The organism is Paraburkholderia sp. SIMBA_053 (assembly GCF_046534895.1).
GTDB lineage: Bacteria > Pseudomonadota > Gammaproteobacteria > Burkholderiales > Burkholderiaceae > Paraburkholderia > Paraburkholderia caledonica.
The window spans coordinates 364,404-385,311 of the sequence record NZ_JAWRXU010000005.1; the positions used below are offsets into that span (position 1 = coordinate 364,404).

General features: G+C 62.9%; 20 protein-coding genes. 8 read left to right on the forward strand and 12 right to left on the reverse strand.

Annotated elements, in window-relative coordinates:
- Positions 1-75: 75 nt before the first annotated feature.
- The 5 genes from SB753_RS19310 to SB753_RS19330 form a co-directional block, all read right to left on the reverse strand.
- Entirely contained in the window at positions 76-1,065 is a 990-nt protein-coding gene (locus SB753_RS19310; protein ID WP_087750880.1) for a Tim44 domain-containing protein, read from the reverse strand.
- A gap of 37 nt (positions 1,066-1,102) precedes the next feature.
- A complete protein-coding gene (gene ubiE / locus SB753_RS19315; protein WP_020069624.1) occupies positions 1,103-1,834 on the reverse strand; it encodes a bifunctional demethylmenaquinone methyltransferase/2-methoxy-6-polyprenyl-1,4-benzoquinol methylase UbiE in 732 nt (243 codons plus the stop codon).
- 67 nt (positions 1,835-1,901) lie between these two features.
- Positions 1,902-2,315, reverse strand: a complete 414-nt coding sequence (locus SB753_RS19320; RefSeq protein ID WP_410801346.1) for a gamma-butyrobetaine hydroxylase-like domain-containing protein — start codon at positions 2,313-2,315, stop codon at positions 1,902-1,904.
- 78 nt (positions 2,316-2,393) lie between these two features.
- A complete protein-coding gene (locus SB753_RS19325) occupies positions 2,394-2,822 on the reverse strand; it encodes an HIT family protein (RefSeq protein ID WP_020069622.1) in 429 nt (142 codons plus the stop codon).
- Between the two features lie 34 nt (positions 2,823-2,856).
- A complete protein-coding gene (locus tag SB753_RS19330; RefSeq protein WP_410801348.1) occupies positions 2,857-6,951 on the reverse strand; it encodes a DUF3683 domain-containing protein in 4,095 nt (1,364 codons plus the stop codon).
- Positions 6,952-7,442: 491 nt separating this feature from the next.
- Between SB753_RS19330 and SB753_RS19335 the strand changes: the two genes are divergently transcribed.
- From SB753_RS19335 to queF, 6 genes are read left to right on the forward strand one after another with little or no spacing between them, the layout of a single operon-like run.
- A complete protein-coding gene (locus SB753_RS19335) occupies positions 7,443-7,664 on the forward strand; it encodes an MARCKS-like protein (RefSeq protein ID WP_288824551.1) in 222 nt (73 codons plus the stop codon).
- 38 nt (positions 7,665-7,702) lie between these two features.
- The gene (locus tag SB753_RS19340) at positions 7,703-7,879 is read left to right on the forward strand and encodes a hypothetical protein (RefSeq protein WP_020069619.1); all 177 of its coding nucleotides are present in this window, start codon (positions 7,703-7,705) and stop codon (positions 7,877-7,879) included.
- Between the two features lie 37 nt (positions 7,880-7,916).
- Positions 7,917-8,288: a hypothetical protein gene (locus tag SB753_RS19345; RefSeq protein ID WP_020069618.1), complete on the forward strand. Its 372-nt coding sequence runs from the start codon at positions 7,917-7,919 to the stop codon at positions 8,286-8,288.
- A gap of 25 nt (positions 8,289-8,313) precedes the next feature.
- Complete coding sequence (gene ilvA, locus SB753_RS19350; RefSeq protein WP_410801350.1) at positions 8,314-9,918, forward strand: threonine ammonia-lyase, biosynthetic; 1,605 nt, start codon at positions 8,314-8,316, stop codon at positions 9,916-9,918.
- Positions 9,919-9,940: 22 nt separating this feature from the next.
- Entirely contained in the window at positions 9,941-10,843 is a 903-nt protein-coding gene (locus SB753_RS19355; protein WP_020066925.1) for a 5'-nucleotidase, read from the forward strand.
- Positions 10,840-11,664, forward strand: a complete 825-nt coding sequence (gene queF, locus SB753_RS19360) for an NADPH-dependent 7-cyano-7-deazaguanine reductase QueF (RefSeq protein WP_020066926.1) — start codon at positions 10,840-10,842, stop codon at positions 11,662-11,664. Before SB753_RS19355 ends, queF begins: the two co-directional genes overlap by 4 nt.
- A gap of 72 nt (positions 11,665-11,736) precedes the next feature.
- On the opposite strand, the gene SB753_RS19365 is transcribed toward queF, so the two are convergent.
- The 3 genes from SB753_RS19365 to SB753_RS19375 all read right to left on the reverse strand — a co-directional run bounded on the left by SB753_RS19365 (position 11,737) and on the right by SB753_RS19375 (position 14,572).
- The gene (locus SB753_RS19365) at positions 11,737-12,123 is read right to left on the reverse strand and encodes a RidA family protein (RefSeq protein ID WP_020066927.1); all 387 of its coding nucleotides are present in this window, start codon (positions 12,121-12,123) and stop codon (positions 11,737-11,739) included.
- A 73-nt stretch (positions 12,124-12,196) separates the two neighbouring features.
- A complete protein-coding gene (locus SB753_RS19370) occupies positions 12,197-13,678 on the reverse strand; it encodes an N-acyl-D-amino-acid deacylase family protein (protein ID WP_214880991.1) in 1,482 nt (493 codons plus the stop codon).
- Between the two features lie 3 nt (positions 13,679-13,681).
- Positions 13,682-14,572 carry a MurR/RpiR family transcriptional regulator gene (locus SB753_RS19375; RefSeq protein WP_204522763.1) on the reverse strand — a complete coding sequence of 297 codons (891 nt, stop codon included), beginning with the start codon at positions 14,570-14,572 and terminating at the stop codon, positions 13,682-13,684.
- 166 nt (positions 14,573-14,738) lie between these two features.
- Between SB753_RS19375 and SB753_RS19380 the strand changes: the two genes are divergently transcribed.
- Positions 14,739-16,016, forward strand: a complete 1,278-nt coding sequence (locus SB753_RS19380; RefSeq protein WP_410801353.1) for an amino acid deaminase — start codon at positions 14,739-14,741, stop codon at positions 16,014-16,016.
- Positions 16,017-16,109: 93 nt separating this feature from the next.
- On the opposite strand, the gene SB753_RS19385 is transcribed toward SB753_RS19380, so the two are convergent.
- Both SB753_RS19385 and SB753_RS19390 read right to left on the reverse strand, forming a co-directional pair.
- Entirely contained in the window at positions 16,110-16,613 is a 504-nt protein-coding gene (locus SB753_RS19385; protein ID WP_131321106.1) for a MarR family winged helix-turn-helix transcriptional regulator, read from the reverse strand.
- A gap of 29 nt (positions 16,614-16,642) precedes the next feature.
- Positions 16,643-18,238, reverse strand: coding sequence for an MDR family MFS transporter (locus SB753_RS19390; protein WP_410801355.1), 1,596 nt, complete (start codon positions 18,236-18,238; stop codon positions 16,643-16,645).
- Between the two features lie 139 nt (positions 18,239-18,377).
- Between SB753_RS19390 and SB753_RS19395 the strand changes: the two genes are divergently transcribed.
- Positions 18,378-19,220: an EcsC family protein gene (locus tag SB753_RS19395; protein ID WP_408170480.1), complete on the forward strand. Its 843-nt coding sequence runs from the start codon at positions 18,378-18,380 to the stop codon at positions 19,218-19,220.
- Here the strand turns inward: SB753_RS19395 and SB753_RS19400 are convergent.
- Together SB753_RS19400 and SB753_RS19405 are read right to left on the reverse strand one after the other, a co-directional pair.
- A complete protein-coding gene (locus SB753_RS19400) occupies positions 19,190-20,152 on the reverse strand; it encodes an alpha/beta hydrolase (protein ID WP_410801357.1) in 963 nt (320 codons plus the stop codon). The genes SB753_RS19395 and SB753_RS19400 overlap by 31 nt on opposite strands.
- 131 nt (positions 20,153-20,283) lie before the next feature.
- On the reverse strand, positions 20,284-20,718 hold the full coding sequence (locus SB753_RS19405; RefSeq protein WP_020066936.1) for a CHRD domain-containing protein: 435 nt from the start codon (positions 20,716-20,718) through the stop codon (positions 20,284-20,286).
- Positions 20,719-20,908: the final 190 nt, after the last annotated feature.

A 20,908-nucleotide genomic window follows, 5' to 3' on the forward strand; every position in this document is an offset into this window, starting at 1 on the left:
GGCTAACTGCGGGCCGGCCGCAGGCCAACGTTGCACGCGGACGCGGGGCAAGCAGCGCCGCGAGCCCGCGCCATCTCAATGCTGCGCGAGCTGCTGAATGCCCGCCAGCAGCCAGCCTTCGCCCGGACGGTTCGCTTTCGACAGGTTCCACACTTCGACGAACGGCTGCGCCGCCGCACCTGGCGTTTCGCGAATCAGGCCGGAGAAGCGCACGCTCGCGAAGTATTCGTTCGCACGTTCTTCCACGCCCAACAGATCGGCGTTGAGCTGAACGACGTCCGTCTGATTCGTTTCGGCACCGCGTGAAGCGAGGTCGACGCGGATCTCCGCGAACATTTCCGGCGTGGTGAATTCGCGGATATCGTCGATATTGCCGACGTCCCACGCGGCCTGCAGACGCACGAAGTACACCTTCGCGTTACGCAGGAACGCTTCGGAATCGAAGCCCGCCGGCACGCTCGGCGTTGTATTGATGGACGGCGTGGTCAGCGGATTGCCCTGCGGTTCGAGATACGAGCCGGTAGGCGGTGCGCTGTAGCGCGGCTCCTGCGTGTAACCCGTGGCGCCCGAATTCAGCGACGGCGACTGACCCGCGTAAGCCGGCTGCGACGTATCGCGCTTGCGGCCCATAAAGCGGCGGATCAGCCAGATGCCGACCATGGCGAGCAACGCAATGACGATGATATTGGCCATTGCGCCAGCAAACGCACCACCCAGACCGAAGTGCGACAGCAGTGCCGCGATACCGAGACCGGCTGCCAGACCCGCGATCGGACCGAGCCAGCGCGAGCGGTTAGGTTGCGGGGCAGGAGCCGGCGCAGGCGCGGGCGCCGGTTGCGCGCGCTGCATGCCCTGATTGGACGGGGAAGGCTGCGACGGCGCAGCCTGTTGCTGAACGGTGTTTGACTGACGGCCAAAACTACGGCCACCGCCCATGCGACGAGCTTCCGCATCGAGCGAGGCGACGGAGCCGGCCACGATCAGGCCGACCATCGCGATCAGTCCGATTCGTCTCGCCAGCGACCGCTTCACCTTACGGGGAGATAACACGGCTGAATCGGACATTTTGGCACTTTCCTTTAAAAACGATGGGTTAGGAACCCTAGTATTTGGTCCCCACATGTAAAGCTACCACGCCAGCTGACAAATTGTAATATTTGACGCCATCAAGGCCGGCTTGTTCCATCATTGTTTTTAAGGTTTCCTGATCCGGATGCATCCGGATCGATTCCGCGAGGTAACGGTAGCTTTCCGCGTCCTTCGCAAAGCGCTCGCCGAGCCACGGCAAAACCTTGAACGAATAGACATCGTAGGCTTTTTTCAACGGATCCCATACCTTCGAGAACTCGAGAACGAGCAGACGGCCTGCCGGCTTCAGGACGCGGCGCATTTCCGCCAGCGCAACGTCCTTATGCGTCATATTGCGCAAGCCGAATGCCACGGTCACGACGTCGAAGTAATTGTCCGGGAAAGGGATCTTCTCGGCGTCGCAGAGCAGCGCCGGTGTGATCACGCCTTTGTCGAGCAAACGGTCGCGACCGACGCGCAGCATGGATTCGTTGATGTCCGTGTGCCAGACCTCGCCGGTTTCGCCGGCCTGCTTTGCAAACGCTTTGGACAGATCGCCCGTGCCGCCCGCGATGTCGAGCACCTTGTAGCCCGGCCGCACGTTGGCCTGGGCGATCGTGAACATCTTCCACGCCCGGTGCAATCCGCCCGACATCAGGTCGTTCATCAAGTCGTAGTTGGCGGCAACCGAGTGGAACACGCCCGCCACCTTCTGCGCCTTTTCCTGTTCGTCGACCGATTGAAAGCCGAAGTGGGTTTTGCTCATCGCGCTTGTCCTTTCGCGTATTCTGAAATGTTGCGCCGCATCAGTGCAGCGGGTCAGGCGAATCGTATCAGTGACGGTGGCCGTGCGCAGCGCCAGGTGAAGGCATTGGCGCGTCGCGGTCGACGCCCGCCGCCGCCAGTCGGTCGAGATACGCGCGCCAGAGTTCGTCCTGGCGCCGCGCCATGTCGTAGAGCAGGTCCCACGAATAGATGCCGGTGGAGTGCCCGTCGGAGAATGTCGGCTGGATCGCGTAGTTGCCCACGCCCTCGATCATCGTGATCGTGACGTCGCGCTTGCCGGTTTGCAGCGTTTCCTGGCCGGGGCCGTGGCCCTGCACTTCCGCCGACGGCGAATACACGCGCAGCAGTTCGAACGGCAGCCGATACGAATCGCCGCTTGCGTACTGCAGTTCCAGCACGCGCGACTTGGAATGCACGACGACGCCGGTCGGCACCGGGGTATCGGGAGTCAATCCGCTCATCATGGCCTCTTTAGAAAGCGCCGCCGCACCACAAGTCGCCTTTGAAACGGCGCGGCGCGAAGGAATGGTTAGTGGCGCTCAGCCAAGAGCCTGTTCGATTTCCTGCCGCACCGCTTCGCGCAACAGGGTGGCTTGTGCGCGGCGTGACGACAGCATTGCCTCGGACACCGTGCGCTGACGCGGCGCCCAGATGGGCAGCGGGAAATGCGCGTCGTTCGAGAAACGCGGAATGACGTGCCAGTGCACATGCGGCACCTGGTTGCCGAGGCTCGCGAGATTCACCTTGGCCGGCTGCAGGATGCGCCGCATGGCGCGTTCCACGGCGTACACAGCCTTCATTACGCGATCGCGGCCGGCGGCGTCGAGGTCCGAGAACTCCGCCACATGCTCATTCCAGATCACGCGGCAAAAACCCGGGTAATCGTGTTCGTCGGCAAGGACGACGCGCAAGGTGTCGTCCTGCCACAGCACATCGCCGCCATCTTCACGGCAAAAAACGCAGTCCATCGTCGTCCTCAGGCAAAAATCGTCAGTCGTGCCATTAAACCAGCACGCGCTCGATTCCGCCATTGTTCGCCCGCTGCACGTAGTCGACCATCCAGTCTTCTCCGAGCACGTGACGCGCCATTTCGACGACGATGTAATCCGCCTCGATGCCCGCGTCTTCGTTGTAACGCGACAAGCCTTGCAGGCAGGACGGGCAGCTCGTCAGGATCTTCACGTCGGTGGCGCCCTTGGGCTGCGGACCGTCGCCGGCCTTCAGCACCGAGCCGTTCGCCGCGCCCGCCGTGCCGGCCGATGCATTAGCCGGGTTGATCGCGTTCGCGCCGGCTTCGGCGAGCAGAGGAATGCCGCGCAACTTCGCAGCGCCCTTGCGGATTTCCTCTTCCTTGCGGAAACGCACCTGCGTCGAAATGTCAGGACGCGTAACCGCGAGCGTGCCCGACTCACCACAGCAGCGATCGTTCTTCTCGATCTTGTAGCCGTCTTTCTCCGAACCCATCAGCGAGTTGACGAGTTTGACCGGATCCATCGTCTTGATCGGCGTGTGGCAAGGGTCGTGGTACATGTAACGCACGCCGTTCACGCCGTCGAGCTTCATGCCTTTTTCCAGCAGGAACTCATGAATGTCGATGATCCGGCAGCCCGGGAAAATCTTGTCGAATTCATAACCGGCGAGCTGGTCGTAACACGTGCCGCACGACACCACCACCGTCTTGATGTCGAGATAGTTCAGCGTATTGGCTACACGGTGAAACAGCACGCGGTTATCGGTGACGATCTGTTCGGCCTTGTCGTACTGCCCGGAGCCGCGCTGCGGATAGCCGCAGCACAGGTAGCCCGGCGGCAACACCGTTTGCACGCCCGCTTCCCACAACATGGCCTGCGTCGCGAGGCCGACTTGCGAGAAGAGCCGCTCGGAACCGCAGCCGGGGAAGTAGAACACCGCTTCTGTATCGGCCGTGGTCGTCTTCGGATTGCGGATGATCGGGACAATCTTGTTGTCCTCGATATCGAGCAACGCGCGCGCGGTTTTCTTCGGCAGATTGCCCGGCATCTTCTTGTTCATGAAGTGGATCACCTGCTGCGTGACCGGCGGCTTGCCGACGGTTGCAGGCGGGTGCGCCGTCTGCTTCTTCGCAAACTTTTTCAGCACGTCGTTGCCGAGGCGCTGCGCCTTGTAGCCGATACCCATCATCGCCGTACGTGCGAGGTTGATGGTCTGCGGATTCGTTGCGTTGAGGAAGAACATGCCGGCCGCATTGCCCGGATTGAACTTCTTCTTGCCCATCTTGCGCAGCAGGTTGCGCATGTTCATGGTCACGTCGCCGAAGTCGATCTTCACCGGACACGGCGTCACGCATTTGTGACACACGGTGCAGTGATCGGCGACGTCGTTGAACTCGTCCCAGTGCTTGATCGACACGCCGCGGCGCGTCTGCTCCTCGTACAGGAACGCCTCGACCAGCAGCGAAGTCGCGAGAATCTTGTTGCGCGGGCTGTACAGCAGGTTCGCGCGCGGCACGTGCGTCGCGCACACCGGCTTGCACTTGCCGCAGCGCAGGCAGTCCTTGATGGACTCGGAAATCGCCCCGATGTCGGACTGCTGCATGATCAGCGATTCATAGCCCATCAGGCCGAAGCTCGGCGTGTAGGCATTGCGCAGATCGGCGCCTTCGAGCAGCTTGCCCGCGTTGAAGCGGCCATGCGGATCGACGCGCTGTTTATACGCGCGGAATTCACCGATTTCGTCGTCGGTCAGGAATTCGAGCTTGGTAATGCCGATGCCGTGCTCGCCGGAAATCACGCCGTCGAGCGAGCGGGCGAGCTTCATGATGCGCGCGACCGCAGTGTGGGCGTCCTGCAGCATCTCGTAGTTATCCGAGTTCACCGGCAGGTTCGTGTGCACGTTGCCGTCGCCCGCGTGCATGTGCAGCGCGACGAACACGCGACCGCGCAGCACCTGCTTGTGGATCGCCTGCGCTTCGTCGAGGATCGGCTTGAACTCGCCGCCGTTGAAGATTTGCCGCAACTCGGCGCGAATCTCCTGCTTCCAGGACACGCGGATGGTGCGGTCCTGCGTGACGTCGAACACCGTGGCGCCGGTTTGCGCGTCGACACGGTCGGCGAATTTCTCCGCGAGCGCTTCGTAGCCCAGACCGACCAGATAGTGCTGCGCTTCACGCAACGACAGATCGAGTTTGTCGCGCAGGAATTCCCAACGCGTGCGGACGCGCTTCAGCAGATCCAGCGCCTGCTGAACGCGGTCTTCCAGCAGTTCCGCGCTTGGAATTTCATTGGCGTCGTCGCTCTTGCCGAGCGGCAGCTTGCCTGCCTGGAAGAACGCTTCCAGCGCGTCGACCAGTTGCAGTTTGTTCTTGATCGACAACTCGATGTTGATACGCTCGATGCCGTCCGTGTACTCGCCCATGCGGTCGAGCGGAATCACCACGTCTTCGTTGATCTTGAACGCGTTCGTGTGCTTTGCGATTGCGGCAGTACGGCTGCGGTCGAGCCAGAAGCGCTTGCGCGCCTCGGCGCTCACCGCGACAAAACCTTCGCCGCTCTTGCCGTTGGCCATGCGCACCACTTCGGACGTGGCTTGCGCGACCGCGTCCGCGTCGTTGCCGACGATGTCGCCTATCAGCACCATCTTCGGAAACGCGTTGCGCTTGCTCTTGGTCGCATAGCCGACCGCGCGCAGATAACGCTCGTCGAGGTGTTCGAGACCGGCGAGAATCGCGCCGCCCCGCTTCGACGTTTCGAACAGGTAGTCCTTGATTTCGACGATGCTCGGAATCGCCTCGCGCGCCTGGCCGAAGAATTCAAGGCAGACGGTGCGCGTATGCGCGGGCATCTTGTGCAGCACCCAGCGTGCGGACGTGATGAGACCGTCGCAGCCTTCTTTCTGCACGCCGGGCAAGCCGGCGAGGAACTTGTCGGTGACGTCCTTGCCGAGCCCTTCCTTACGGAACACCCGGCCTTTGATGTCGAGCGACTCGGTACGCAGCAGCTTCTCGCCCGGCGCATGGTTGCCGTCGAACCATTTCAGTTCGAAACGCGCGACCTCGATATCGTGAATCTTGCCCAGGTTGTGATCCAGACGCGTGACTTCGAGCCAGTTGCCTTCCGGGTCGACCATGCGCCACCAGGCGAGGTTGTCGAGCGCCGTACCCCATAACACCGCTTTCTTGCCGCCCGCGTTCATTGCGACGTTGCCGCCGACGCAGGACGCGTCGAGCGAGGTCGGATCGACGGCGAACACGAACCCGGCCTGCTCGGCCGCCTCGGTCACGCGCCGCGTGACCACGCCTGCGCCCGAGAAAATGGTCGGTACTTTGCGGTCGACGCCCGGCAGTTCGGTCATTTCCACCGCACCGAGCTGTTCGAGCTTTTCGGTGTTGATGACGGCGGAGAACGGCGTGAGCGGAACTGCGCCGCCCGTGTAACCGGTGCCGCCTCCACGCGGAATCACCGTCAGCCCAAGCTCGAAACACGCCTTGATCATGCCGGCAATCTCGGCTTCGGTATCCGGCGTGAGAACGACGAACGGATACTCGACGCGCCAGTCTGTCGCGTCGGTCACGTGCGAAACGCGGGACAAACCGTCGAACTTGATGTTGTCTTTTTCGGTGACGCGGCCCAGCACCTTCGTTGCGCGGCGGCGCAGATCGTAAGTCTTCTGAAACTCGCTTTCGAATTCGTCGACGGCGCGGCGCGCGGCCTGCACCAGCGTTTCGACACGCGCGGCACGGTCGACGCCCGCTTCATCGCCATGTTCCGTCAGATCGGCGCGGCGGCGCTTCTCGATCTCCGACAGACGGTGATGCAACGCCTCGATCAGCATTGCGCGCCGTTTCGGGTTGTCGAGCAGATCGTCCTGCAAATACGGATTGCGGCGCACCACCCAGATGTCGCCGAGCACTTCGTACAGCATGCGCGCCGAGCGGCCGGTGCGGCGCTCCGCACGCAGTTCCGCGAGCGCCGCCCATGCGTCGTCGCCTAGCAGGCGGATAACGATTTCGCGGTCGGAGAACGACGTGTAGTTGTAGGGAATTTCGCGCAGGCGCGCTTCGGGATCGGCGACCACCGCAGCGGCGGCTCCGTGCGGATCGAAAACTTGAGGTGCGTTCATGTTTGGACGACTCGGTGGGTCAGTCCTGCGCGCTCATGGCGAGGCGCCGGCTGACGGTGCGCGTGGGGCGCAATGCTTGGAAATCTTCTTGGGGAGCGAAGCGCCACCGACGGCTTGCCCACGTCGGTCGCTTCGCGGCGCTCAGATACTGCTACACGATCGTGCGTGGCGGACATGACGCTCCGCCGCGGGACAAGACTCACGCGGGGCGGGCATCAAGTGAGCGATCCGAGGCTGCCAGTGCATCTTCCGATCCTTATTCCAAAATGGAATTCTACCGCATCGGCCCGACACGCGTTGCAGGTGGAAATGCGAGCGCGGCGGGTTCGACGGCGCCCAAGCCGCGCTGCGGCGCGGGCCGCGCGGGGTCGACGGTCCTCTATCGATCAGGCGACTTTTGTCACCATCAGCCAGAAGATGCCAACGAACGCAAAGAACGCGGCATGCCGGATGCTGGTCGGCTACAGGAAACCAGCGATCCACGGAGGCTCATGATGTCCGACCCCGACACGAAGAACGCCGAGCATATCGAGCAACAACCGGTGCCCGGCCATACCGAGAACATTCCCAGCGACGGCTCGGACGACCGGCGCGACGGGGAATCCGGGACTCAACGCCTGGAAGACGTCGCACCGGACGCGGGCCCCGACACGAAACCCGGCACGCCGCCCGGCACGCAAAGCGACGCCGACCGCACGCGCTCGCCGGACTGAGCACGACTTTCACCGATCGACACAACCAGGAGCCCATGATGACCAGCGAATCCGCCCGCCCGACGCCGCCGCGCCAAACGCCGAACGACCCGACTGCCGGCGACCGGCGTCTGTCCGACGAACAGAAGCAATCGGCCAGGAACGAACCCGCGCCGCCTAAGCCCGGTGGCGGCGCGAACCTGCCCGACCCGAAGGAAGTCGGGGAAGCCGGCTGAATCACATCTGCGACACGAAATCACAAGGAGAATCGCGATGGCAACCAAGCAACCCGCCGCGTCCGCGGCGCTTCGGGCCACGTTCAGGCTGTTTGCCAACGGCGAGCGCGTCATTGCGCAAAATCCCGACGGCAAGCTGATTGACGTCGGCGCCATGGAAACGAAAGGTGACCGCTACACCGTGCGGCTCGACGTCGATCCGCTCGATCTGCAACCGTCGCATTCGGTCGACGCGGCGTTGCGCGCCGTCTCATCGCAGCTGAACTTCGATTATCTCGATGGCCTTTTCACGAGCGAGGGCCCGGTCGAATTTCACGGCGACCTGTTCGCGCTGCCGCACGTCGAATGGCAACTCGACGAACCGCTGCCGCGCGAACTCACCGACGGCAGGCCGCCGCATATCTTCTAGACCGCGCGCGGCGGGGCGCGGCCCGATGACCCGTGAGGGCAGTGCATGCGGCGTTGGCGCTATCATTGATGCTTTTCCGCCTTCCAAAGCGCATCGCGCCACCCGCATGGCCTCCCACGACTATCTGAAGAAAACCCTCACCGCACGCGTCTACGACGTAGCGCGCGAGACCGAACTCGAACGTGCGCCGCAACTGTCGGCGCGCCTGCGCAATCCGGTCTATCTGAAGCGCGAGGACAACCAGCCCGTGTTCTCGTTCAAGGTGCGCGGCGCGTACAACAAGATGGCCCATATCCCGGCCGAGGCGCTCACGCGCGGCGTGATCACCGCGTCAGCGGGCAATCATGCGCAGGGCGTGGCGCTGTCTGCGGCGCGCATGGGCGTGAAGGCGATCATCGTGGTCCCGGTCACCACGCCGCAGGTCAAGGTCGACGCGGTGCGCGCGCATGGCGGCCCGACCGTCGAAGTCGTGCAGTTCGGCGAGTCGTATAGCGACGCCTACGGCCACGCGGTGCAACTGCAGGAAGAGCGCGGGCTGACCTTCGTGCATCCGTTCGACGACCCGTATGTGATTGCCGGGCAAGGCACGGTTGCGATGGAAATCCTGAGCCAGCATCAGGGCCCGATTCACGCGATCTTCGTGCCGATCGGCGGCGGCGGGCTCGCGGCGGGTGTCGCGGCGTATGTGAAATCGGTGCGTCCCGAGATCAAGGTGATCGGCGTGCAGACCGACGACTCGTGCGCGATGGCCGCATCGCTGAAAGCCGGCGAGCGCGTCACGCTAAACGAAGTCGGCCTGTTCTCCGACGGCACCGCGGTGAAGCTCGTCGGCGAAGAAACCTTCCGCCTGTGCAGTGAATATCTCGACGACGTGCTGCTCGTGAACACTGACGCGCTGTGTGCCGCGATCAAGGACGTCTTTCAGGACACCCGCAGCGTGCTCGAACCGGCGGGCTCGCTCGCTGTGGCGGGCGCCAAACAGTATGCGGAGCGCGAAGGGATCGAGAACCAGACGCTGATCGCGATTACGTCGGGCGCGAACATGAACTTCGACCGCATGCGTTTCGTGGCCGAGCGCGCGGAAGTGGGCGAGGCGCGCGAGGCGGTGTTCGCGGTGACGATTCCCGAAGAGCGCGGCAGCTTCAGGCGCTTTTGCGAACTGGTGGGCACGCGCAGCGTCACGGAATTCAATTACCGGATCGCGCAGGCCGAGTCCGCGCACATTTTCGTGGGCGTGCAGATCCGGAACCGCAGCGAATCGGCGCAGATCGCGGGCGCGTTCGAGGCGCACAACTTTGCCACCGTCGATCTGACGTTCGATGAACTCTCGAAGCAGCATATCCGTTACATGGTCGGCGGCCGCTCGCCGCTCGCGCACGACGAACGGCTATTCCGCTTCGAGTTTCCCGAGCGGCCGGGCGCGCTGATGAAGTTTCTTTCGTCGATGGCGCCGGACTGGAACATCAGCCTTTTCCACTATCGTAATCAGGGCGCGGACTATAGCTCGATTCTCGTCGGCATCCAGGTGCCGCAGACGGACAACGCGGAGTTCGAGCGCTTCCTCGCCACGCTCGGCTATCCGCATTGGGAAGAGACGCACAATCCGGTGTATCGGCTGTTTCTTGCCTGAAGTTCTGGACTAGAACGCGCACATGGCTCTCTCGCTTGTCGACAAACTGGTGGTGGCGATATCGTCGCGCGCACTCTTCGATTTCGAAGAAGAGAACCGCGTGTACGAAGAAGGCGACCTACAGACGTATGAAGCGCTGCAGCGCGACCGGCTGACCGTGCCCGCCAAACCTGGCGTCGCGTTTCCGCTGATCCGCAAATTGCTGGCGTTGAACACGGGCGGTCATCATGTGGAAGTGGTGATCCTGTCGCGCAGCGATCCAATCAGCGGACTGCGCGCATTTCATTCGTGCCGCGAACATGGGCTCGCTATCGAGCGCGGCGTCTTCACGCGCGGCCGTGCGCCGTTCGGATATCTGAAGCCGTTGAACGCGTCGCTGTTTCTCTCAGCTAATCAGGACGACGTGCGCGACGCGCTGGCCGCCGGTTTCCCCGCTGCACGCGTCCTGCCGGAATCGGCGAAAATGGCGAGTAAGTATCCGGACGAAATCCGCATTGCTTTCGACGGCGACGCGGTTCTGTTTTCCGACGAAGCCGAGCGCGTCTTTCAGAAGGACGGCCTGCGGGCGTTCGTCGGCCATGAGACGCACAACAAGGATTTGCCGCTCGCCGACGGGCCGCTCAAACCCTTGCTCGAAGCGCTTCACCGGCTGCAAAAACTCGCGGATCAAGCCGCGCCCATGCATATTCGTACGGCATTGGTGACGGCCCGCTCGGCGCCCGCGCACGAGCGCGCGATCCGAACCCTGATGGCCTGGAACATCGAAATCGACGAAGCGATGTTCCTCGGCGGCCTCGACAAGAGCGCATTTTTGCGCGAGTTCGAGCCGGACTTTTTCTTCGACGACCAAATTGGCCATTGCGAATCGGCCCGCGTCGTGACGGCGACCGGGCACGTGCTGAGTGGCATCGTGAATGCATCATGACACCCGAACAATCACCGCTGGGTAAGGCTTCCACTTACACCGAACAGTACGACGCCTCGCTGCTCTTTCCGATTGCGCGCAGCAACGCACGCGACGCGATCGGCATTGGCGCGCAACTGCCATTCTTCGGCACGGACATCTGGAACGCGTATGAGTTGTCGTGGCTGAATCAGCGCGGCAAACCGCAAATCGCGGTGGCGACCTTCTTCGTGCCCGCCGAGTCGCCGAACATCGTCGAGTCGAAGTCGTTCAAGCTTTATCTCGGCTCGTTCGCGCAGACTGCGTTTGAGTCGATCGACGTGGTGCGCGACACGATCAAGCGCGACGTATCGGCGTCTTGCGGCGCGACCGTTTCGGTTCATCTGACTGCGCCGCACGATTTCGGCAAATTGCAGATGGAAGAGTTCGAGGGCATGTCGCTCGACCGGCTGGACCTCGACACGGACGTCTACCACCCTGACGCCTCGCTGCTGAAAGCGGCGTTAGACGAAGCGCCTGTCGAGGAGACGCTGTTTTCGAATTTGTTGAAGTCGAATTGTCCGGTGACCGGCCAACCCGATTGGGGCAGCGTGCAGATTCACTACGTCGGCCCGCAGATCGATCACGCGGGCTTGCTGCGCTACATCATCTCGTACCGTAATCACACGGGTTTTCACGAGCAGTGCGTCGAGAAAATCTTTATCGATGTGCTGAAAGCGTGCAAGCCGGTCAAGCTCGCGGTCTATGCGCGTTATACGCGGCGCGGCGGGCTGGATATCAACCCGTTCCGCACCAACTACAACCTGCCGATGCCGGACAACATGCGGCTCGCGCGTCAGTAAGCAAGTAGCTTTTCGCCGCGGGTTCGTGCACGCGGGTTCGTACAGTCACGCGCCCGCGGCAAACCTGATGCTTCAAGCCGTCGGCTTCTTGTATGCGACGCAATCCACTTCGACCTTGCAGTCGATCACCATCGACGAAACGACACATGCGCGCGCCGGCGGATTGTCGCCGAAGTATTCGCGGAACACCTTGTTGAACGACGCGAAGTCGCGCGGATCGTCGAGCCACACGCCACAGCGGACCACATGCTCGGCGCCGTAGCCCGCTTCCTTCAGAATCGCGAATACGTTCTGGATCGCCTTGTGCGATTGCTCGACAATTCCGCCGTTGATCACTTCGCCGTTTTCCATCGGCGTTTGCCCGGAAACGAACAGCCAGCCGTCCGCCTCCACTGCACGCGCAAACGGCATATGCTGACCGCCAGTTCCCTTCCCGCCTTCAACGCCATATCGCTTCATCGTCATGCTCCTTAAAAGTCGGGCGCGCGTGCTCGTTGCGGCGCGCGCCATGGTAGATCGTTCGATCGGATAATCAGAATGCGCCCTGCGCATCGCCTTTCGACGCCGCGCCGCGCGCGACGAAGTGTCCGGCGCGCTCGCCCGTCACTTCGCCGTTGCGGTAAGTCAGCACGCCGTTCACCCATACTGCGTCGATGCCGTCGGCCGCCTGTTGCGGCTTTTCGAACGTCGCCGCGTCGCGCACTTTCGCCGGGTCGAACAGCACGAGGTCGGCGTGATAGCCAATGTGCACCTCGCCACGTTGCGCAAGACCGAAGCGCCGCGCCGACAGGCTCGTCATCTTGCGCACCGCTTCTTCGAGCGGCAGCAGACCAGCGTCGCGCGCGTAATGGCCGAGCACGCGCGGAAACGCGCCCCACAAGCGCGGATGCGGCAGCGGATCGTTCGGCAAGCCGTCTGAGCCGACCATTGTCGCGGGATGCGACAGGATGCGCCGCACGTCTTCCTCGGACATGTTGTGATAGACCGCGCCCGCGGGTTGCAGGCGCTTGCCCGCTTCCTGCTGCGTGACGCCCCACTCGGCCGCAATCTCTTTGACGAGCTTGCCGGCCATTTCCGGATGCGGTTCCGACCACGTAATCGTGATGTCGATGTCGCCGGTGACCTGCTTCAGGTCGAGCGTCGACGAACTGCGGTTGTACGGATAGCAATCGCAACCGATAGGCTGCATGCGCCGCGCGCCTTCGAGCGAGTTCAGCACTTCGGTGCTGCGTCCCCAGTTCGACGGCCCCGCGCATTTCAGATGCGAGATGATCACCGGCACGTGCGCGTGACGGCCCACGCGATACGCCTCGTCCATCGCGTCGAGAATCGCGTCGAACTCCGTGCGCATATGCGTGGTGTACAGCGCGCCGGCGGCGGCGAGCGGTTCGGCAAGCGCCATGACTTCTTCGGTCGGCGCGGCGAACGCGGAGCCGTAGGCGAGTCCCGAACTCAGCCCGAGCGCGCCGTTGGCCAGCGCTTCTTCGAGTTGCGCGCGCATGCCTTCGATCTCTTCCGGCGTGGCCGCGCGGTCGAGCCGGTCCATCTGGTTGTTGCGCAACGCGGTGTGCCCGATCAGCGCGCCGACATTCACGGCCGGACGCGCCGCGTTCACGGCTTTCACGTAGTCCGCGAAGCTCGGGTACTGGAAAGCGTCGCGCTCGCCGAGCAGATTCATCGGGTCGGGTGGATCGCCCTTCAGCGCGACCGGCGACGCGCTAATACCGCAATTGCCGACGATCACCGTCGTCACGCCTTGCGTGATCTTCGGCAGCATTTGCGGCGAGCGGATCACGTGCGTGTCGTCGTGCGTATGAACGTCGATGAAACCCGGCGCCAGCGCCCGGCCTTCGGCCTCGATCACTTCTTCGGCGAGCCAGTTCGACAGATTGCCGATCGCGACGATGCGCCCGTCGCGGACCGCGACGTCGCGCTCGACAGGCGGCGCGCCTGTGCCGTCATACAGTTGCGCGCCGACGATCAGCGTGTCGGCGGCTTCGGGATGCGAGTGCATGAATCAGTCTCCTAACGGTTGTCGATCGCCGCCGCCGCGGTGCGTGTCGAGCGCGTGCTTCATGCGGCGTAGCAATTCGCGGCTCTCGTCACCCTGGCTGACGGCAAGTTCGGTGACGAGCACATCGAGTGCCATCATCATTGCGTAACGCGACGACGACGGCTTGTAAATGAAGTCTGTCTCAAACGCGACGATCGGGATGACCCAGTCGGCCAGCTTCGCCAACGGCGATGCCGGGGCGGTCAGTGCGATCACCGTTGCGCCATAGCTGCGCGCGATTTTGCAGTTCTCCACCATCTCCGGCACGCGGCCCGTGGTGGACAGCGCGATCACGACGCTGTCGCGCGACACAGTGCTCGCGACCATGCGCTGCAACAAGCCGTCCTGATAAGTGGCCGCGGGCCGGCCCAACCGCACCAGTCTAAAACGCATTTCGTCGGCGAGCGCGGTCGAGCCGCCGCCCATGCCGAACACATAGATCATGCGCGCGGCCCGCAGCGCTGCTGCGGCATCCCCAAGCGGCGCCTGGCGCAACAGTTGATGATTGTGCGCGAGCGCAGTCTGCAGTTCGTCGAACACGCGGGTTGCGATGTGCTCGGGCGCGTCGTTCGCGGTGCCCGGCTGCAAGAAGCGCTGACCCACCGCGGCCGCCTGTGCGAGCCGCAGCTTCAACTCGCGGACGTCGCGGCAGCCCACCGCCTTGGCAAACCGCGTGACTGTCGCGACGCTCACCTGCGCCTGCTGCGCGAGCGCGCCGATGCTGGCGCGCGATGCGCTCATCAGATCGTCGAGGATCAGCGAGGCGACCTTGCGTTCAGCCGAGCGCAACCCCGGCGCGCATTCGGCGATGCGCGCGACGATGTCGAATGCCAGCGGTTCGGCGGTTGAGTTCATTGCAGCCCGGGGATCACCGCGCCAAGGCTCGCAATGGCTGCAGGTAAATCACAGCGCGAGTGCGGGCCTGGCTTGGTACTAAATAACATTTCTTCGCCCATCGTACTTTCGGTAACATGTTAAAGTCAACTTCGATGCAATTTAACCGGACGATGGAGCAGGAGACATGAAAGTTACAAACTATCAGGGCGCTACGATTGATCCTTATAGCAAGGGCTTGGGCATGGTTCCGGGCGCCAGCATCCAGCTCACAGATGCTGCGCGTCTCGAGTGGAACCTGCTGAACGAAGACGTGAGCCTGCCCGCCGCTGTGCTCTACGCCGATCGCGTCGAGCACAATTTGAACTGGATGCAGGCGTTCGTTGCCGAATACGGCGTCAAGCTCGCGCCGCACGGCAAGACGACCATGGCGCCGCAACTGTTTCGTCGTCAGCTGGAAACCGGCGCGTGGGGCATCACGCTCGCCACCGCGCATCAGGTTCGCGCGGCTTATCACGGCGGCGTCTCGCGCGTGCTGATGGCAAATCAGCTGGTGGGCCGCCGCAACATGATGATGGTCGCCGAGCTGCTGAGCGACCCGGACTTCGAGTTCTTTTGCCTTGTCGATTCAGTTGATGGCGTCGAGCAGTTGGGGCAGTTCTTCACGTCGGTGAAAAAGCCATTGCAAGTGCTGCTCGAACTCGGCGTCGTGGGCGGCCGCACTGGCGTGCGCGACGAAGCGCAGCGCAACGCGGTGCTCGAAGCAATCGCGCGTTATCCCGACGTGCTCAAGCTCGCCGGCGTTGAGCTATACGAAGGCGTGCTGAAGGAAGAACACGAAGTCCGCGAGTTTCTGCAAAGCGCGGTCGCGGTCACACGCGCGCTCCTCGACGAAGGACGTTTCGATCGCACGCCGGCTATCCTGTCGGGCGCGGGTTCCGCATGGTACGACGTGGTCGCCGAGGAATTCGTGAAGGCGTCGGAAACCGGCAAGGTCGAGGTCGTGCTGCGTCCCGGCTGCTATCTGACACATGACGTCGGCATTTACCGCAAGGCGCAGACGGATATCTTCGCGCGCAATCCGGTCGCGAAAAAAATGGGCGAAGGCTTGCTGCCTGCTTTGCAATTGTGGGCCTACGTGCAGTCGATTCCCGAACCGGATCGCGCAATCATCGGTCTAGGCAAGCGTGACTCCGCGTTCGACGCGGGCCTGCCCGAACCGGCCCGCCATTATCGGCCGGGCAATCCGGCGCCGCGCGACATAGCGGCGAGCGAAGGCTGGGAGGTTTTCGGCCTGATGGATCAGCACGCGTACTTGCGGATTCCCGCGGGCGCCGATGTGAAAGTCGGTGACATGATCGCGTTCGACATCTCGCACCCGTGCCTGACTTTTGATAAGTGGCGCCAGGTGCTGGTGCTCGACTCGGCTTATCGCGTCACCGAGGTGGTCGAAACGTTCTTCTGATTGTTCTGGTGTTTCGCGGGCGGCGAGCGGCGTTGGGATGGGACGCGCCGCTTGTGCTCTTGGCGCCCTGCTCGCTGCGCCAATCGACAACCGTCACGCACGTTGCTTCACGGGCGGTTGGCTGTCGTCAGCAGTGACGTCGCCGGCTGTTTCTCCGGCGTTCGTCGCGGACACCACTTCGCCAATCCTCGCCTCCAGCATTTTCAGCGCGCCGGACAGCGCGTTCAGCGCATCGTCCGGCAACGCGGCCATTGTGTCGTGCAAAAAAGCGTTGCGGCGCGGCAGGCTCGCTTCGGTTGCGGACAAGCCCGCTTCAGTCAGGCGTACGTTGGTCACGCGGTTATCGCGCGAGTCCATGCTGCGCGCAATCCAGCCCAATCCTTCGAGCGCTTTTAACTGGCGGGTCAATGCGCCAGGATCGACCCGCAATCGCTCCACAAGCCTCTTCTGCGACGACTCGCCCGCCTGCTCATGCAGCGCGAGCATGATGCGCCAGCGCGGCAGCGGGTGGCCGACTTGCGCCTCGAACGCAGACATGAACGTACGGTACGTGCGTCCAAATTGCTGCATGACGGCTATGCGGTCCTGTTCTTCCATGATGGTTCAGTGAAACTCAAAAGCTGAAATCAGTCGGCGTGAATCACCGGCTCCAGCTTGCGCTGAAGCTTGATCGGCGGAACACGGCGACTTTGCCATACCGACGCCACGGCGATGATTGCCGCCATCGCCAAACCTAAATGAATTGCGGCGACGAGCGTTTCGCGCGCGCTTTCCAGAAGCATGGCGCCGTTATGCCCGGCTTGTGCGAGTTCGCTCAGCAAGCGCGCCTGTGCTTCGTGATTGATCAGAATCTGTGGATCGCCCAGGTCCGTGAACCATTGCGATGCGCGCTCGCTGTCGAGTGCGCTGCGCACGCCGCTCGCGTACATATGGCTGACCAGCGTGCCAGTGAGCGCCGTACCGATCATGCCGCCGATCATCCGCAGCGATTGCAGTAGCGCCGTTGCAATGCCGAGATGCTCGCGACCGGCCGTCTGCTGCGCGAAGATCGTCAGGTTCGGCATAACGAAACCGAGGCCGAGCCCGCCGAGCACCATGAACGACATAAGTAGCCACTGCGGCATGGAACGGGTTGCGACGACCACGCCCAGACACGCGAGCGCGAGCAGCGCGAAGCCGACATACAGCATCAGGTTCGGATTGCGCACGCGCGAAATGACGCGCCCGTTGGTAATGCTGCCGATCGTAATGAACACGACGAGTGGCGTGATGACGAGGCCAGCTTCCTTGGGCGACATGCCAAAGCCGCCCTGGAACAGCAGCGGCGCGTAGAAGAGCAGCGAGAACATCGTGAAGCCGCCGAGCACCGCCAGTGTAAATAGCGCGGCGAGACTCGGATTGCGGAACATGTCGACGGGAAGGATTGCTGTCGGGCAGCGTTTCTCCCATTGCCACAGTACATACGCCGAGGCGATGCTCAGCACGAGCAACGCACACGCGCTCAATGTGAGCCCATGCTTCGGCAGCAATTCGACGAACAGTTGCAGCGAGCCGAGCGCCACCGCGATCAGCACGGCGCCGGGCCAGTCGAGCCGCATCTTGCCTTCATGCTCCACATGTCGCAGATGCGGCAGGAAGCGCCACACGAAGAACAGCGACAGCAGGCCGACCGGCAGATTTACGTAGAAGACGGAGCGCCAACCGTAGTACTGCGTCAGGAAGCCGCCAAGCGATGGACCGATTGCATTGGCAATGCCGAATGCCGAACTCATCAGCACCTGCCAGCGCAGACGCACGACGGAGTCCGGAAAGAGGTCGGCGATACACGCGAAGGCGGTGCCGACCAGCATGCCGCCGCCGATGCCCTGCAAGCCGCGAGCGAGCACGAGAAACAGCATGTTGTTCGCGACGCCGCACAACACGGACGCGCCGGTGAACACGATGATCGACGCGATCACAAACGGCTTGCGTCCGTAATAGTCGCCGAGGCGCCCGAAAATCGGCACGGTGATCACCGACGTGAGCAGATACGACGTCGCGACCCACGCGTAAAGCTCGAAACCCTTGAGTTCGGCGACGATTGTAGGCAGCGCGGTGCCGACCACGGTCTGGTCGAGCGCGACCAGCATGGTGACGAACGAGATGCCGAGCATCGCCAGAAGCGATTCGCGGAACGGTAAGACTTGCCCACTCGAATGGTGGGCTGCGGTGTGAACGGCCATTTTTGATGAAGCAACAGTTGACTCGTCAAACGATTGGGAATCATACCATGCGTTCGCGCTCTAAGCAGGACGATCCGGCTCGCCAGGCGGCGCCCCGAATCGACTGAAGAACGCACATTAAACGACGCCAGGGAGGCACATGCAGCCGAGTTCGCTCGCAACACAATCGTTGTCCGACGAGGACCTCCGCGCGCTGCGGCGCGCGAAACACGAACTGGAAAGTCCAGCGCTGGCAATGAAACTGGCAAGCATCGTCGGGGCGCCGCTGGAGAAGCTGATTTCGCGCATGCCGGCGTTTGCGAACGAAAAGGTCACGGACGCGACCGAACTGGCGTTGCGCAAATGTCTGTCGATTGCGATGCGCACGCTCGGCCGGCGTGACAGCGCGTCGCCTCTGGTTGTGCCGGACAAACCGAGCAACTTGCTGCACAAGTTCGCGGTGGCCACGACCGGCGCAGCCGGCGGCGCGTTCGGCCTCTTTGCGCTGCCCGTCGAGTTGCCCGTGACGACCACGCTGATGTTCCGCTCGATCTGCGATATTGCGCGCAGCGAGGGCGAGGATCTGACGGCTGTCGACACCCAACTGCAGTGCCTGACCGTGTTGGGTATGGGCGGCACATCCGCCTCGGACGACGACGCCGACTTCGGCTACTTCATCATGCGCGGCGCGCTGGCGCAGGCGGTGTCGAAAGCGTCGTCGGAAATGGCAACGAAAGGGTTCACCGCACACGGCTCGGCCGCCTTGCTGCGCCTGCTGCACTCGATCGCCGCGCGCTTCTCGGTGCAGGTGAGCGAACAGATCGCCGCGAAATCCATTCCGGCGATCGGCGCGGTGCTCGGCGCGATGGTCAACACTGTGTTTATCGACCACTTCCAGCAGGTCGCGCATGGCCATTTCACCGTGCGGCGGCTCGAACGGCAGTACGGCGAGCAGACGGTGAAGGCCGCCTATCAGACTATCGACGTCGCCCTGGATACCTGAGCCGCATTGGCCGCGCGGCTCGTCACGCGCCCAATGAAGGCCGCTGCGCGATCGAGCGCCCGGTTCGCCTCGGGGATGAACGGCGCGAAGATCGGCCACACATGCGGCATCTTCTTCCACACCTCGAGCTCACAATCGACGCCGGCCGCGCGCGCGTTAGCGGCCACGCGCCCCGAATCGTCGAGCAGCACCTCGGTGCTGCCCGCCATCATGAAGAGCGGCGGCAAGCCGCGCAGGTCCGCATAAACCGGCGACGCATACGGATGCGTGGCAGGCATATCGCCCAGATAGACTTTCGCTGCTTTCGCAATTGCCGGTCCGCTGAACATGGGATCGGCGCCGTCGTTGTCGACAATGCTGGCGCCTGTTGCCGCAAGGTCGGTCCACGGTGAGAACAGCACGGCGCCTGCGGGCAGCGGATCGCCCGCGTCGCGCAGTGCGACCAGCGTAGCGAGCGCAAGACCGCCGCCTGCTGAATCGCCGGCAATCACAATCGATTCGGGTGCCGTGCCTTCGGCAATCAGGTAACGATAGGCGGCAGTGGCATCGTCGAGTGCGGCCGGAAAGCGATGTTCAGGCGCGAGGCGGTAGTCGAGCGAAAAGACCGGCGCGTTTGCGCGGGTTGCGAGGCCGAAGACAATCGAGCGATGGGTGCGCGGCGAGCAGAAGTAATAGCCGCCGCCGTGGAGGTAGAGCACCGTGGGTCGCGCGCCGATCGACGGCTCACCCGAGCGCTCGATCCATTCGCCACGCAGCGGTTTGCCGTCCGCACCGTCCAGTTCCCGAAGACGCCAGCCACGCGGCACGTCCGGCGACCAGGCTCGCTTCGCGGTCAATGCGCGCGCTTTCTCGACATCGATATGCGGCTTCAGGGTTTGAGGGCGAAACTGCCTGCGCAAAAACCAGCACGCGACTACGCTTTGCCAACTCATTGGGACATCCTCCCTGGGAAATGTCCCACCATGGTACGTGCGTGGCCGCCATGCCGGTGGACGACGGCTTCTAATTTTGCTGAAGACTGCGGCGACGCGTTGGCGACGCGCCGCTTCAGGGATTCTCTGACCTAGTTGGCGGGCATCACTTGACCGCGGATTTCACCCGTCGGATTTTGCGCGGTATGAATGTTGAAGTACCACTGGCCCGCCATCAGATCGGTTACCTGCTGCTCGGTGAGGGCGGCAGACCCTTTCATCGGACTTGCGAGCGCGCCTTTGTCGATCGGCACCTGGACCTTTGCATTTTGTCCGACCGGCGCCGGGCCGTGAAAATGCGCGGCAGTTACTGGGCCGCTGAGGCCCTCGTAGCTGACAGTCCATTGCAGGGATTTCGTCGACGTATCGAACGTTGCGTTCAGCGTGCCATGTCCGTGACTTACACGCGGCGGCACTTCGCTTGAGGGCTCGAGAGCCGCTTTTAGCGCGACCGTGTCCGCGAACGCGACACCCGCCGTTACGGCCCACAACACCACAGCCAGGTTGAGTTTTTTTAGCGTAATCATGGTCTTCTCCGACTAGATGCGCCGCCGCGCTGACACCTCGGTCACGAGCGAAGCCATCACATACTAGTGCAAATCTTCGAAAGACGTTCATGGCGGACGACGCGCCGGTCTGCGCGTCTAAATCGCGCCGTCGATTTCGCTTGTAACGATTTTCCAAACAATTATTTGCAGATTCTGCACTGAATCATCC

Bases quoted from the DNA above. Each gene is read 5' to 3' on its own strand.
- SB753_RS19370 (WP_214880991.1), bottom strand. From the start codon at position 13,678: ATGCACTCGCATCCCGAAGCCGCCGACACGCTGATCGTCGGCGCGCAA.
- SB753_RS19400 (WP_410801357.1), bottom strand. From the start codon at position 20,152: ATGAGTTGGCAAAGCGTAGTCGCGTGCTGGTTTTTGCGCAGGCAGTTT.
- SB753_RS19365 (WP_020066927.1), bottom strand. From the start codon at position 12,123: ATGAAGCGATATGGCGTTGAAGGCGGGAAGGGAACTGGCGGTCAGCAT.
- SB753_RS19330 (WP_410801348.1), bottom strand. From the start codon at position 6,951: ATGAACGCACCTCAAGTTTTCGATCCGCACGGAGCCGCCGCTGCGGTG.
- SB753_RS19320 (WP_410801346.1), bottom strand. From the start codon at position 2,315: ATGAGCGGATTGACTCCCGATACCCCGGTGCCGACCGGCGTCGTCGTG.
- ubiE (WP_020069624.1), bottom strand. From the start codon at position 1,834: ATGAGCAAAACCCACTTCGGCTTTCAATCGGTCGACGAACAGGAAAAG.
- SB753_RS19405 (WP_020066936.1), bottom strand. From the start codon at position 20,718: ATGATTACGCTAAAAAAACTCAACCTGGCTGTGGTGTTGTGGGCCGTA.
- SB753_RS19335 (WP_288824551.1), top strand. From the start codon at position 7,443: ATGATGTCCGACCCCGACACGAAGAACGCCGAGCATATCGAGCAACAA.
- SB753_RS19345 (WP_020069618.1), top strand. From the start codon at position 7,917: ATGGCAACCAAGCAACCCGCCGCGTCCGCGGCGCTTCGGGCCACGTTC.
- SB753_RS19385 (WP_131321106.1), bottom strand. From the start codon at position 16,613: ATGGAAGAACAGGACCGCATAGCCGTCATGCAGCAATTTGGACGCACG.
- SB753_RS19390 (WP_410801355.1), bottom strand. From the start codon at position 18,238: ATGGCCGTTCACACCGCAGCCCACCATTCGAGTGGGCAAGTCTTACCG.
- SB753_RS19355 (WP_020066925.1), top strand. From the start codon at position 9,941: ATGGCTCTCTCGCTTGTCGACAAACTGGTGGTGGCGATATCGTCGCGC.
- SB753_RS19325 (WP_020069622.1), bottom strand. From the start codon at position 2,822: ATGGACTGCGTTTTTTGCCGTGAAGATGGCGGCGATGTGCTGTGGCAG.
- SB753_RS19310 (WP_087750880.1), bottom strand. From the start codon at position 1,065: ATGTCCGATTCAGCCGTGTTATCTCCCCGTAAGGTGAAGCGGTCGCTG.
- ilvA (WP_410801350.1), top strand. From the start codon at position 8,314: ATGACCCGTGAGGGCAGTGCATGCGGCGTTGGCGCTATCATTGATGCT.
- SB753_RS19340 (WP_020069619.1), top strand. From the start codon at position 7,703: ATGACCAGCGAATCCGCCCGCCCGACGCCGCCGCGCCAAACGCCGAAC.
- SB753_RS19395 (WP_408170480.1), top strand. From the start codon at position 18,378: ATGCAGCCGAGTTCGCTCGCAACACAATCGTTGTCCGACGAGGACCTC.
- SB753_RS19375 (WP_204522763.1), bottom strand. From the start codon at position 14,572: ATGAACTCAACCGCCGAACCGCTGGCATTCGACATCGTCGCGCGCATC.
- queF (WP_020066926.1), top strand. From the start codon at position 10,840: ATGACACCCGAACAATCACCGCTGGGTAAGGCTTCCACTTACACCGAA.
- SB753_RS19380 (WP_410801353.1), top strand. From the start codon at position 14,739: ATGAAAGTTACAAACTATCAGGGCGCTACGATTGATCCTTATAGCAAG.